This window comes from Pseudoalteromonas sp. SG43-7 (genome assembly GCF_014164295.1).
Classification (GTDB): domain Bacteria; phylum Pseudomonadota; class Gammaproteobacteria; order Enterobacterales; family Alteromonadaceae; genus Pseudoalteromonas; species Pseudoalteromonas rhizosphaerae.
On sequence record NZ_JACJEY010000055.1, the window covers coordinates 17,447 to 30,613 of the forward strand.

Annotated in this window: 12 protein-coding genes; 11 read left to right on the top strand and 1 reads right to left on the bottom strand. The window is 40.4% G+C overall.

Annotated features, from left to right (window positions below; genetic code table 11):
* Positions 1–6: 6 nt before the first annotated feature.
* Positions 7–1,140 carry a fatty acid desaturase gene (locus H5200_RS19060; protein ID WP_145242414.1) on the bottom strand — a complete coding sequence of 378 codons (1,134 nt, stop codon included), beginning with the start codon at positions 1,138–1,140 and terminating at the stop codon, positions 7–9.
* A 126-nt stretch (positions 1,141–1,266) separates the two neighbouring features.
* Between H5200_RS19060 and fabR the strand changes: the two genes are divergently transcribed.
* The 11 genes from fabR to H5200_RS19115 all read left to right on the top strand — a co-directional run bounded on the left by fabR (position 1,267) and on the right by H5200_RS19115 (position 13,072).
* Positions 1,267–1,890: an HTH-type transcriptional repressor FabR gene (fabR, locus tag H5200_RS19065; protein WP_182719645.1), complete on the top strand. Its 624-nt coding sequence runs from the start codon at positions 1,267–1,269 to the stop codon at positions 1,888–1,890.
* A 122-nt stretch (positions 1,891–2,012) separates the two neighbouring features.
* Positions 2,013–3,191, top strand: a complete 1,179-nt coding sequence (locus tag H5200_RS19070) for a hypothetical protein (protein ID WP_259399243.1) — start codon at positions 2,013–2,015, stop codon at positions 3,189–3,191.
* A 49-nt stretch (positions 3,192–3,240) separates the two neighbouring features.
* Entirely contained in the window at positions 3,241–3,897 is a 657-nt protein-coding gene (locus tag H5200_RS19075; RefSeq protein WP_182762221.1) for a peptidoglycan-binding protein, read from the top strand.
* 1 nt (position 3,898) lies between these two features.
* Positions 3,899–4,261, top strand: coding sequence for a hypothetical protein (locus tag H5200_RS19080; RefSeq protein ID WP_182758012.1), 363 nt, complete (start codon positions 3,899–3,901; stop codon positions 4,259–4,261).
* 96 nt (positions 4,262–4,357) lie between these two features.
* Positions 4,358–5,431, top strand: a complete 1,074-nt coding sequence (locus H5200_RS19085) for a PD40 domain-containing protein (protein WP_182762223.1) — start codon at positions 4,358–4,360, stop codon at positions 5,429–5,431.
* Positions 5,432–5,433: 2 nt separating this feature from the next.
* Positions 5,434–10,122, top strand: coding sequence for an OmpA family protein (locus H5200_RS19090; RefSeq protein ID WP_259399244.1), 4,689 nt, complete (start codon positions 5,434–5,436; stop codon positions 10,120–10,122).
* 96 nt (positions 10,123–10,218) lie between these two features.
* Complete coding sequence (locus H5200_RS19095; protein ID WP_182762225.1) at positions 10,219–11,043, top strand: hypothetical protein; 825 nt, start codon at positions 10,219–10,221, stop codon at positions 11,041–11,043.
* The gene (locus tag H5200_RS19100) at positions 11,012–11,158 is read left to right on the top strand and encodes a hypothetical protein (RefSeq protein WP_182762227.1); all 147 of its coding nucleotides are present in this window, start codon (positions 11,012–11,014) and stop codon (positions 11,156–11,158) included. The genes H5200_RS19095 and H5200_RS19100 overlap by 32 nt, the downstream gene beginning before the upstream one ends.
* A gap of 20 nt (positions 11,159–11,178) precedes the next feature.
* On the top strand, positions 11,179–12,204 hold the full coding sequence (locus H5200_RS19105) for a hypothetical protein (RefSeq protein ID WP_182762229.1): 1,026 nt from the start codon (positions 11,179–11,181) through the stop codon (positions 12,202–12,204).
* Positions 12,205–12,233: 29 nt separating this feature from the next.
* A complete protein-coding gene (locus H5200_RS19110; protein ID WP_259398593.1) occupies positions 12,234–12,575 on the top strand; it encodes a hypothetical protein in 342 nt (113 codons plus the stop codon).
* Positions 12,560–13,072, top strand: a complete 513-nt coding sequence (locus H5200_RS19115) for a DUF2931 family protein (protein WP_182719698.1) — start codon at positions 12,560–12,562, stop codon at positions 13,070–13,072. The genes H5200_RS19110 and H5200_RS19115 overlap by 16 nt, the downstream gene beginning before the upstream one ends.
* The last annotated feature ends 95 nt before the right edge of the window (positions 13,073–13,167 follow it).

The following is a 13,167-nucleotide window of genomic DNA, read 5'->3' on the forward strand; positions in this document are numbered from 1 at the left end:
CCTACATTAACTAAAAGAGGCTTTTAATAACCTCGCATTGAGTGCAAGCCACGCCTGCTTTTGATTTTCCCAGGCTGCTTCCAACTCATGATATTGTGTCATTAAAGCTGATTTTTCGCATTGTTGCAGCATGTTATTCTTTTTAACTTCTAAAACTTGCTTTTTTAGTGCGCAAAAGTGTTGTAGCTTTTTCAGCAATAAATCGTACTCTTGCTGCAATAATGTAAGCTTATCTTGCGCTAAAGGCAATTTCGCTAAACGGTTTTGCGTTCTATTCATTAACGTTTCGGCTTTGGCTTTTTCGATGCGCTCAACCGGCGTACGTTTTAATTTTTTAGCAAGTCCAACAGCCGCAAAAGCGCGGATCATCCATTTTGTGGGATCATAATGAAACCATTTTATGCCATTGCGATAATCACTGGCAAAAATATGATGAAAGTTATGGTAACCCTCGCCATAAGTAAACAAGGCTAGTACCCCGTTATCACGAGCAGTGTTTTTTTCGGTGTAAGGTCGAGAGCCCCAGATATGCGCCACCGAATTAATAAAAAAGGTGAAATGCTGGCTCAATACCAAACGCAACAATCCAGCTAACAACAGCATGCCAATTACATCACCAATTATTAAACCCAGCAAGGCAGGGATACCAATATTAGTTGCTAATACTAATTTCATATAATGACGGTGTTGCCACATCACTATTTTATTGCGTTGTAAATCACGACAATTACTATAATCACCATAACTGTCGCCTTGGTAATCGCGTAACATCCAACCTATGTGGCTATACCAAAAGCCATTAGTTGCTGCATAAGGGTCTTTTACAGGGTCATCAACTTGGCCATGATGAACGCGGTGATCGCTGCTCCAGTGCAGCGCACTATTTTGTAGTGCAAAAGCACCACCTAAAGCAAAAAAGGCTTCTACAACAGGATGAGCGTCGTAAGTTTTATGGGCCCATAAGCGATGGTAGCCTGCGGTAATTGACATACCAGCATAAAACATACAAGCAACAAATGCGATCCAATGACTACTGGTAAAGCCATGGGTAAACCCATACCAAGGCACTAATGTGGCAGCAGCCAAAAAAGTAATACTAAAAAATAGGACATTGGTCCAAATAATCGGTGGTTTTTTCATCTTTTCAAATCTGAGCGTACACTTGTAAGCTAAAATAATATTTCATTCTCTTGCCGTCAAGTATTAGACTGGAGAATTAAGATAAAAATCACCATAAATTGATTTAAATTAAATCAGGAGTAGTTCATGTCGGGTGTTCGCGCGCAACAGAAACAAAAAACACGACAAGCTTTAATTGAAGCGGCATTTAACCAATTAAGCGCCGATCATAGCTTTTCTAATTTAAGTTTACGTGAAGTTGCCCGTGAAGCAGGTATAGCACCAACCTCATTTTACCGCCACTTTAAAGACATGAATGAACTGGGTTTAACCATGGTCGATGAAGCCGGTTTAACGCTGCGCCAGCTAATGCGCCAAGCGCGCCGCCGTATAGCCAGTGGCGGTAGCATTATCACCACCTCGATTGTTACTTTTATGGAGTTTATTGATAACTCCAGTAATCAATTCAGATTATTACTGCGTGAACGCTCCGGCACCTCTAAAGCATTTCGTGCCGCTGTAGCCCGTGAAATTAAACACTTTATTTTAGAGCTTGCTCATTATCTTGAAAGCGAAACCCCGTGCGATGCAACTCATGCGTATATTCAAGCAGAGGCTATGGTCACGCTAGTATTTAATGCCGGTGCTGAAGCATTAGACATAGAAGGGCAACAACGAGAAGAGTTAGTCGAGCGTTTAATTTGGCAATTACGCTACATTACTCGTGGCGCTAGTAATTATGTGCGAGAGAATAAAAACACAAGTGAATAATAACACAAGTGAATAATCAGCATAAATGCTTGTAGATTTTTTGTTCCTACTTCTTTATTATTGCAAGCTAAAGTTTATACTTAAAAAATTAAATCTCTGCATTAGAGAAAGCGAGGATGCACATGCTCACCAAGGACGCGGTGAACTTTCAACACGCCCATATTTTTGATGAAATAAAAGATGAAGCAACCGAACCTGTTGTAACGTTTGCGTACGTCAGGCGAGCTGAATTCTTTTTATTACCGAAAAAACTACAACGGCTTATTCAAGATAATCAGTATGGTGTAATTGATAAACGCCAAGCCGCACGGCTACGTGATGATCCCCGCAGCCAATTTTGGGCAAATGAAAAAACATGGCGAAAAGTCAGCTACAACACCTATAAAAATACCGCGCAAGGCTTAGCTGTTTATCCAAAAGATCCTGTGAGTACCACTAAGTTTTCGTCATCCGGTGGAGCTAATGCCGCACCTGATTATTCGGCTTCGGAGCATTTTTTAAGTGACTCCAACCAAGCAAACTTCTTAGCAAATCCAGCGCTACTCAATAGCCAGTATGGAGAAGGCCAAGCAAAGTATATTGCGCAATCAATGCAGCAAAATAGCCGTGCTTTAAAGCCAACAGTTGTTGAAGTTCACTTACCCGCAGTATGTATATATAAGCCTATTTTGCAAAGTACTGTATTGCTAAAAGCGTCGCATCAAGTTAGGCAAAATTTTTCAAACCATCTTTTACAAGCAAGCGAAACCGTAGAGCAGCTCGCCGAGCAATATACCGGCTATAAAAATGCCAATTTGATTTACGACTACAACCTAGGCTTTAGTAATCGCAAACCAGCCAAACCCGGCACTAGCTTACGCGTGCCCGATGGATGGAAGCTCAATATTGAAGGCTCAAGCAGCAACAGCCGCAGCGTGGTTATTAAGTGGCAAGGGCCAACCAGCGGGCAAGTAACCTTACAACTCGATAAAAAACGCCCTGACGAAGTCTCATTTTGGCAGCATTTTTTTGCTGTAAAGCCCGGACTTTATAACGTTATTGTCACTGCCAGCGGCGCAGTAGATACCACTACCTTTACCGTTGAACAGCCCGCGTTAGGCTACGAAATTGAATTGCGTGATGAAGCCGGCGAGCCGCAAGCGAATATGGGGTACAAAATTCGCTTACGTAACGGCCATGTTATCACCGGACAGCTCGATCAAAACGGCTACGCCAACGTATCAGGCCCTGATTTTGAAAACGCCAAAGTCAGCTTTTTTGCACTCGCCGATCACGATTGGTCAGTAGGCAACATCACCTAAACGTAGACTTGCTCTGGCGATATTTATATTTAGGGATAAGGATATTTCAATGACACAACAACACACCGTCGCACAAGGCGAAACACTGCTACGCATAGCACGCCAATATGGTTATAAAACCTCAACCGCCTTGTATAACCACCCAAGCAATGCTGAGTTTAGAGCGCTGCGCCCTGATCCAAACTTAATTTACCCGGGCGATAAAATTACCATACCACCTAAAAAAGAAAAGTTTATGCCACTGCGCGCCAATAGCCTAAATACGTTTGTTGTACAAAACGAAAAAGAATATTTTCGCTTAAAAGTAGCGTATGACGATGGCGATGATATTACCGGTAAACGTGTTGTGCTTAATATCGGCAGCCAAAAAATCGATACCGTATTGCAAAGTGATGGGCTTATCGAAGTAGAGCTTAATAATAACGACGCACTTACTGGCAACGTCGATTTATATTTAAAAGCAGGCGAAACCACACCAACTAAAAGCTTTGCGGTACAAATAGGCAATCTAGATCCAATCGACACGCTTTCTGGCGTGCAGGGACGTTGTAATATGTTGGGGTTTAATTGCGGCAAGGTTGATGGCGTCATGGGAGAAAAAACACGCATTGGGGTAAAAGAATTTCAGTACCAACATGAGCTAGATGTAGATGGTATTCCTGGCCCTAAAACCAAAGCAAAATTACAGCAAGTATTTGGGAGTTAGTATGAGTGCCCCGCATAGTATGCCAATGGTAGTTAACAATATAAATCTGTTAACGATTGTTAAGCCCGCTTTTGTATTTTTTTATCAAGTTGATACTAATGCAAAAAATTACGCTAAAGAACAGCTCATGCTGGTAAATAATCAACATAACTGGCAGCAAATAAAACCCATATCACGTGTAATGCCTGAGGGGAACTGGGTTCGTATAGAATTTACCGACATACCCCAAAGCGGCAATTTTGATTTATTACAAGACCCAAACGACGGCCAGCCTACTTACTATATATTTGATAACGTGCCATTCAGCGAGCTTAACAAGCAAACACCAAACACGGTAATAATGGCAGAGATAACAGAAGGGTAAGTGCATTCATTTTGCCTTCATTATAAAAGGTTTTAAATAATGAGTTTGTTTACAGCAATCCAATAAATGGGCTCATTCAGTAAAAGGATAGTTTTAATGACTTTTTTAAAAAATCACAGCGCGCTTTGCGTCCTCTACGTTTGTTTTAGCTTATTGATAAGCGGCTGCTCAGAGCCCTCATCGCAAAGCTCAACAAATACAACAGCCGTTGACGTTACTAAATACCCATGGGTAAAAGAGCATAAAAACCACCCTGAGTGGCCAATGGACATTCGTGAAGAGGTGTATGGCGATGCAGATACCTTCTCAACCCCGCGGTTAATGTTTTGGAATAAATACAAATACAGTGAGGTACGCACGCTGTGGTCATCTCGTTTAGATGGCTCTGACAGGCGTCGCATAATTCCTGAAGAAATTTTTACCCAGTTGGAACCTGCGGGATTGCATCCACCATCTCGCTCACCAGATAACCGTTATATCGCTATTTCGGGTTATATAAATGACCGAGCGACGCGCCAGTTATACGACACTAAAGAGAAAAAGCTAATCACCATGTCAGGTGGTGGTGGCTACCCGTGGTTTAATTGGACGTCAGACAGTAAAAATGTAATTTTTTACTCAGATGGCAAAAACTTTAATTACCATGTTCCAACAGGCGAGTTAACCCCACGACCACAAATTCACCACAGTGGCGCTGCTTTTTTACTCCCAGGCGATAAAGAGTTTTTAGCGGTAAAGCACGATGGCTTTTGGATACATAAGTTTGATGGTGAAGTAGTGCGTAAAGTGAATTTTGGTTTCCCAAAAGAGTGGGAGATGAAAAACCACCGTATTTCACCGGATGGAAAATATTTGGCGTTCATGACTCAAGGCAGACCAAAAGCGCATTTTCATTGGGTGAATATTGCCAACCCTGAGGTTAAGCATTCAGAAATAGGGGAAGGTAATGGCGTTATTTTTTCTCCAGAAGAGGATTATCAGTTGGAGTTTGTAGCAAAATTTTCAAAAGAGCGTGGTAAAAATGGTTTCTATCCTTCAAAGCGTATCATAAGAACAAAGAATATAGTGACCGGTGAGCAAGCTGAGGCGATAGTAAAAGAAAATGGTATTTGGGGTCTTGATACATTAGGTCCAATAGCAGTTACAAACTTAGCAGTACAAGGACGATAATAATGCATAAAATGCATGATATGAGCAAAGGAAGTGCCAGCCCAATAGTGTATTTATTAACTGGTTATGTTGAAAACAATAAACCGGTTGGTAAATTAACCCCGGTAGCAAACCGAATCGTGGTGGCCGAGCAGCCTGAGTCAGCCACTTACGATACAAAAAAGCCTATTGTATTAAAAACAAATAGTGCTGGTATTTTATCGACAATAAACAGTGAGTCGTTAGAGGTACGCCAGCCGTTTCATGCATACACTGCCAATAATAATCAACGGCCTATTATTATTCCGCCAATGGAGTCTATAGGGCTCATTGCAAATAATAACCCTAGTGGATGGGCGAAAGAGTTTGTTGATAATTTAAAAAATTACAGGAGCTCAAATACGCCGTTATTAGAGCTACGAACAGTCCCGATTACCAATTTAAAACAACCTACAGAAAGTAGCGAAGACGACACTTACAATAAGTGGTATGCAAAAGAAATAGCTCAGAAGAACGTACAAAGTATCCAAGCTTATATACTGGCAAAAACCCGAGCGATTATATTAAGTATCAATCCAAATGCACCACTCCTTTCTCCAGGTGAAAATATTGTTTTGTCACCGCTAGTGGGTGAAGATAAATTTGCCACTTTCGATCCTGAAACTAACTTAGCAGTGATATCAGGTACTGATAAAAGGCTACCCAAAGGGTTGTACCGCATTAAATTGAGGTTGAATGAAAAAAAACTAGAGGCTCAACAATCAAGATGGTGTGCTAAATCAATTCAATTTGACGGCACATATTATTACTATGAACTTGCCGAAATGGTGCGTTTTGATATAAAAAATGAAGCCGGTGAGTTTGATGTAATTAATTGCGACCCGCTTTCGGTTGAAGAGGCAATAATAAAGCAATTTCCGCGTTTTTATAGCCACTTAATAAGTTATGCGAAAGATTTAAAAACCGAGCATGCCACCTATGACCCTAAAAATATTAGTGTTAAAGATGAAAACGGTAAAGAAATTGGCCGCGCTAAAGTCAGCGATGAACCGATAAGAATGGCTAGCGGCTATGAAAGCTTTTGTCATGGTTGGGCGGTGGCAAAAGGCCGCGCACAACTCGCCGCCGGGTTAATTAATACCGATATAACCGCCAGTGCCAGTAACGGCAATTTTACCACCAATGGTAAATTTGTGTTAGGCAGTAAAATTGCCAAGGCAATTCATACCCATTTAAATAAAACAGAAGATAAAACCATTCAAGCCACCCTTGATTCTGTATTTGCGATGCAAGAAGGGCAAGATGCGTGGCAAAAGCTACGCAGTGCGCGTGCTGCTATGACAACCGACGGTTGGCGGCAAGCACTTGCAGAAAATCTGTGGCGCTTACCAGCGAACACACCAGCTGCAATGGAAAGTTATAACAATAGTTTAGCGAACAGGCTTGGTATTCCTAAAGTAGCCATGGATGCAGCAGGTAATGCACTCAATATAGCTGACTTAACCATAAATATTGCAGCGCTCGGGCAAACTACGTTGCAGCAATTTGGTACAAATATCCCTAACTTAGCGCAATCTAAACAGCATTATAAAACGGTTGCTAACGATTACTTTGAGCATTTAAGTGCTAAAGAAATAGTAAAAGATGTGGTAATTAAAGCACAGTTTGCACTTAATAGTGAGCAGGTAACCGATGAATACCGTGATGCTATTTTGCAGCAAAGTGAAGCGGTTTTAAAAGTGTTTGAGCTCAACGAATCGCTTAAAATTATAGTGGCAGGCCATACCTGCGATCTGGGTCATTACGATTATAATATGGCGCTATCTGAGCGACGAGCCGATGCTGTTAAAAATATTTTAGTAACTCAAGCTGGTATTGATGAGGCGCGTATTGAAGTGCAAGGGCTAGGTTATACTCAGCCACTTGTAAATAATAAAGATGAAGCCAGCCGAGCGCAAAATCGCCGTGTACATATTGCCGCTTATGCTATTAGCCAGCTTTCTGTTTGCCCATCACGCGAAGGTATGGATAGCTTAGAGCGCTTTCGTAACTTAACCGTGGTTAACGACATAAAAGTAGGTGAAACAGTTGATGCCATGGCGTGGCAAATGATCAATATTGCTTTGGGTGTGATGGCGTTCATTCCTGCAACTGCGCCTATTGCAGCGGCGGTGGCTGTAATTAAATCGCTTGATACTATCGCTACATCGGCTGCTAATTTAATGGATGAAGTGCTGCTCGATAATACCTGTAAAAAGTATTATGCCGAAATTCAAAGAGATAAACGCCTAGGCCAAGAATGCGCGGCTAACCAAGGGATGATGCATGAGCTGCTTAGTGAATTTAAAGAGAGCGAAAGCACAGAGCAAAGTACGCAGTGGGCTGCGCAATTTAGACTGCGCTCAGAGGCCATATCGGGCCTTATGGGGTTACTACTGAGGGCTCAGCGTGAAGGTGATAAAAGCCAGTATTATTCAAACTTAGAGCGCTATAAAGTAAAACAATACATAGAAAACTTTTTATTAGGTGATAGCTGGGCACTGCCTAATTTGCCCGGTGCATCAATTCGTATGGATACGTTTTGGGTGTTTTTAATTGATGGCATTACCGCACAACAAAGTAATGATACTGATAATAAAGCGCTTTATGGTTTTAGCGATAATTATAGCCTGTTAACTAAAGCCGCACGTAAAGCTGTGGTAGAAGATCCTCAAAATGCACTTTATGTGCACTCGCAGTCTAACCCGTATGGCTTTTATATGATGACGGTGCCAACACTCGCGCGTGAACATAACTATATTACCGCTGAATTTCAAAATTACTTCCCCATTCATACCTTTGGCACGCAAGAAAAAGCAGGCAGTAAATACTTAGAAAGCTTTGCAAATACATTTGAGCCGGTATTTTCTGACTATGGTGAAGCAAGTTATCATCACAGCGCCCTATATTATCAAGACCCAACGTCAAAAAAATGGTTGCCAATTATTGCCAACAAACTAAAGCGCTTAACGCCATTTACACCTATCCGTGTTTTAGTGGTGTTTAACGATACGATGACCGGTATTGCCCCTATTACCTTTAAAGTAACGCGCTGTGACGGGAAAAATAACGAACTTGCTTATAAAGAGCTCGTAAGGCCGCTTGTTGAGTCTGAGCTATTAGAAAGCGAAAAGCACTTTGCTGGAAAGTTTGGCTGTGTATTTACGCCGTTTTTTCAGTTAGGGCCAAAAACTTACTTAGGCACTAAACCTATGGTTCATGAAGCGGCTTTTTACCCATTTATGCATGACTCTGCATTTGAATATTATCAAGATGACAATTTTTCTGACATGCGTTATTTCATTGGTGCGCAGGTTGGCAGTAGTCGTGAAGCTGTATTGCCGTTAATGGGGGAACGTAAAGATAATAGTGATGAGATGATTTTTGAGTCTTATACTGCTGAGGCTCTTGATGCCCTTGGTTTAAAAAATAGATATGTGGCGAATGAGTTTTATGTTGATTTAAATACAAAGCGTAATGGTGGTAATGAAGAGTCACTATTAATAAAAGACTTTTTAACCAGTAATAGCTCAAGCTTTGTATACCCAGAGCTTTTTGCGGGGGACAAAAGCATTAGAATTTTGGTGCGCTTTGGCGGTGAAGGAAAGCCTTATTTAATGACCAGTAAAATACAAAGGCAAGGGCGCTCAATCCGTTTATTTGAGAGTGAATTTGCTGCCGCACAAAGTTTAGGGTTTAAAGTACGCCAGTTTGGCGATGACATAATATTTGATGACTTTGATTGGAATACCCAAGTCGATATTATGGTTGTAGCCACCTGTACAGAGCTAGAGTCTGATAACTATACCAAAAAATTAATTGGTTTAGATTGGCGTAGTGTGCCATGTGATTTAATACTGCAGCAGACTATTGGTATTAATGATGAAGGCCCGACGTATAAGTCAAAACTGTGCTATTTAGGTAAAGCCACACGTAATGCAAATAAAGGTTACAAAACAAAACTTATTTTAAATAAAATGGTGGATACATGGCATGACGATGACTATCAGTTTGAGGATATGTGGGATGACAACCAGTGCAAAATTGATGAGCAGGTAGGCCCAGAGTATGAAGAGTTAATTGAACTATTGAATAACGCAGGCCCTTATAACGAGAAAGGTAAACAGGCTCGAGCTCGAGCGTTGCTTAATTGGCATAATAAAGACGCTAAAGCATTTGCCGGTGAAGAGCAGGTTTTTGTTTTTGCCGCTAATTTTAGCTTAAATTATGAATCGCCAAAGCGAGTTTTTATTAAAGGTTTAAGGCCTTTTGGAGACATATTTACAAGCCAATTTAGTGATATATTTACTGACAAAGAAGAGCAGCAATATACGATGGAGCTAGGTGTTGCTAACTTTAACTCTGCGGGTAATTCGGGCTTTAATTTTAATGATATCGGCTCAATGACTGATAAAACCAGCAACCATGGTTTGCAGTTAAAGTTACCATTGCCTAACCCTACAAATAGCGATTTGCCTTGGGGTAAAACATTACCTGAAGCTGATTTAAAAGAGTTAGCCGCAAAGCTAAATAGCGACCATTCAACCCCATCAGAAAAAGACCTATATAAGCGCTTGTCAGAGGAGGGGTTGACTGAAGATGAAGTGAAACAGTGGTTTGTTGAAGATGCGACAAAGAAAAAAGTAAGGCCGTTAGGGGCTTTTAAAGAGTAAATTAACTTCTTAGTACTTACGGGGCTGTAACCAAGCACTCTTTGTGAACAGCCCTTTTACCTAAGCTTACTTCACCTTTTAAAATATCAGCATATTATGGCATTAATTAAACCAATTTACCCAGTACCATTAATCAATAAAATAAAAGCGTTGCTGGCATTTAAATTACCTAACGAAGAGATGCCACCACCGCCGATCACCTATGTTGATGATAATGTCTGTAAGCTCAGTAACAACTCAATAAAAGCCCGTAATATGGGACTGATCCCATTGTTACTAATGGTTTTATTTACTGTATATTTGAATGTTGATGACTTCTATACTGGTTGGGATAAGAAAGAGAAATCGGTACAAAACAAAATAAAGTTTTATAAAAAAGAGCTTGGCAATAATTATTTTATATCACCAGGTATTCCCGAAGTGCGTAAAATGTGGTTCGAGATGTTAGATGAGAATGGAGATCTATCATTAAGTAATTATATGCATTATCGTTATTATACAACGGCCAAAGTTGGCGGTACTTATCGCCTTAAAAAAGACATTTCATTTTTAGTTTTTTATGCTATTTCTATTCCACTTTTGTTGTTTTTTATTATTCGTTTTAAACGCCAAGCACCTATGATATTCGATCGAGATAAACAAATTGTCTACCTCTGGTACAAAGGTAAAGTACGCGCCCAGCACTTTAAAGATTTACGGGTTTATGAAGACTTTCAAATGATGCGTATTCAGATACGTGGTTTTGATAAACACAACAACATGCAATGGGCTAATTTTATGGTGCAACCGCGCCACAACCCTTATTACAACGGCAGTGATGCGTACGAGCCGGTATTGGCATTTATATGTCAATTTATGGAGTATGGCCGCGAGCATGTAATGCCGCAGCATGAACAATGGCAAACCCTTTGCATTTTTTGATGATGAAAAACCAAAAGACTTTGAGCAGCAGCTTCATGCGATATTAACGCATTTGTCAGAGAATGATACAGATATCCCGCTTGATAAAGACAACTTGCCTACTCCTCCAGCATGAATACGGTTAAGTAAAAAACAATGCCTTTGATTAAACACCATTATCCAATACCTTTAGTAAATAAGCTGAAAGCACTACTTAGCTTTCAACTCACTAAAGAGGCACCGCCACCAACACCGATAGTGTATGTAGATAAGCACCTTTGTAAGCTTAGTAATAATTCTATGAAAGCCCGTAATATGGGACTGATCCCACTATTATTAATGATTTTATTTACTGTATATTTGAATGTTGATGATTTATGTGGTTCATGGCAAGCAAGAGAAGAAACTATACAACGAAGAGTAGATTCAGATATACAGAAACATGGTGAAAACTATTTCTTATCTCCAGAAGTTCGCCCAATAGATAAGCAATCTTATGATTTATTAGATGAAGAAGGTGAATTAACCTTGAAAAGCTACTTGTATGCTCGTCACAGTAATAAACATACAGCTTATGGAAGTTATTTTTACAAAAAAGACATTTCATTTTTAGTTTTTTACGTTATTACCATTCCACTTTTGTTGTTCTTTATTATTCGCTTTAAGCGACAAGCGCCAATGGTGTTTGATCGTGATAAACAAATTGTCTACCTCTGGTACAAAGGCAAGGTACGCGCCCAGCACTTTCAAGATTTACGGGTTTATGAAGACTTTCAAATGATGCGTATTCAGACACGTGGTTTTGATAAACACAACAACATGCAATGGGCTAATTTTATGGTACAACCGCGCCATAATCCTTATTACAACGGCAAAGATGCGTACGAGCCAGTATTGGCATTTATATGTCAATTTATGGAATATGGCCGCGAGCATGTAATGCCGCAGCATGAGCAATGGCAATCAGATGACAAACCCTTTGCATTTTTTGATGATGAAAAGCCAAAAGATTTTGCGCAGCAATTAAATGCAGTGTTAACACATTTGTCAGAGAACGATACAGATATCCCGCTTGATAAAGACAATTTACCGTTATCTACAGGGATGGATATGAGCATGAGTATGCGTTTAAGTAGGGCCCAGAGTAGAGAAAGTAATAAGGATGTGGACAACAGTGAATAAAGGAATTGTTGAGATAAAGGCGCTAAGGAGTGCCACTACAAAGCTTAACGGAACTTGCTAACCGCAAACAAGCTGACGGCCAAGCTATACCTTATATTTTACCTAGCGAGCTTAAAACACTGGTTGATAGCGCCCGCAGCTTTGGCCCACAAAGTGATGCCTGGCAGGCTTTATATAAAGATTACATCCACCACAGTGTTAAATATTCAGCAACGATTGATGCGATTGCTCATGGTCCTGAAGAAGACGCTGAATTCACCAGCAAAAACCAACAACGTGAGCTTTTTTACAATCAGCCAGAACAGGCTGAAGCAAGTGTACAATGGCAGTCACAACTAATAAATGGATATAGATTATGGACAAGCTCGTAAAATGTCTCACCACACTCGCTTTAACATTATTTGTAATAGGTTGCTCGTCAACAGGTAAAATTGATTACATGGTCGCAGGTGTCGGCACCGAAAATGGCAATGCAATTTGGGGGCGCTCTGTGGTATTTGATGATGAGTGGGGTATTCCTTCCGGTGCAATAGAATGTTGTTACGCACAAGCTGGTGGTACTGTGAGTGTTTACAATCAAAAATTCCCAGAAAAAGTAGCCGTTGAATGGTTAGATAAGTCAGAAAATAGAATTTACTTTGGTGAAGTGGCAATAGACAAAAAAGGTTATAGGTTAGCTAAAAATTTACCTTCATACACAGCGCACACAGGTAAGGTTTTTAAAGATGTAAAACCGTATTTAATAGTCGGTATGGGTGAGTCAGGTGAAATCAAAGTTTGGTTATCTAATACCCGTTCAGCGGGATTTACAGGCCGTGTATTACACGAACTAGGCTCTGGGCAAGCACAGTGGCGTGAGAATAAATGACCAGTTTTAAACGCCTTTTTACAATCAGCCAGAACAAGATGAAAAGAGTGAGCAATGGCAATCACAACTAATAAATGGATATAGATTATGGACAA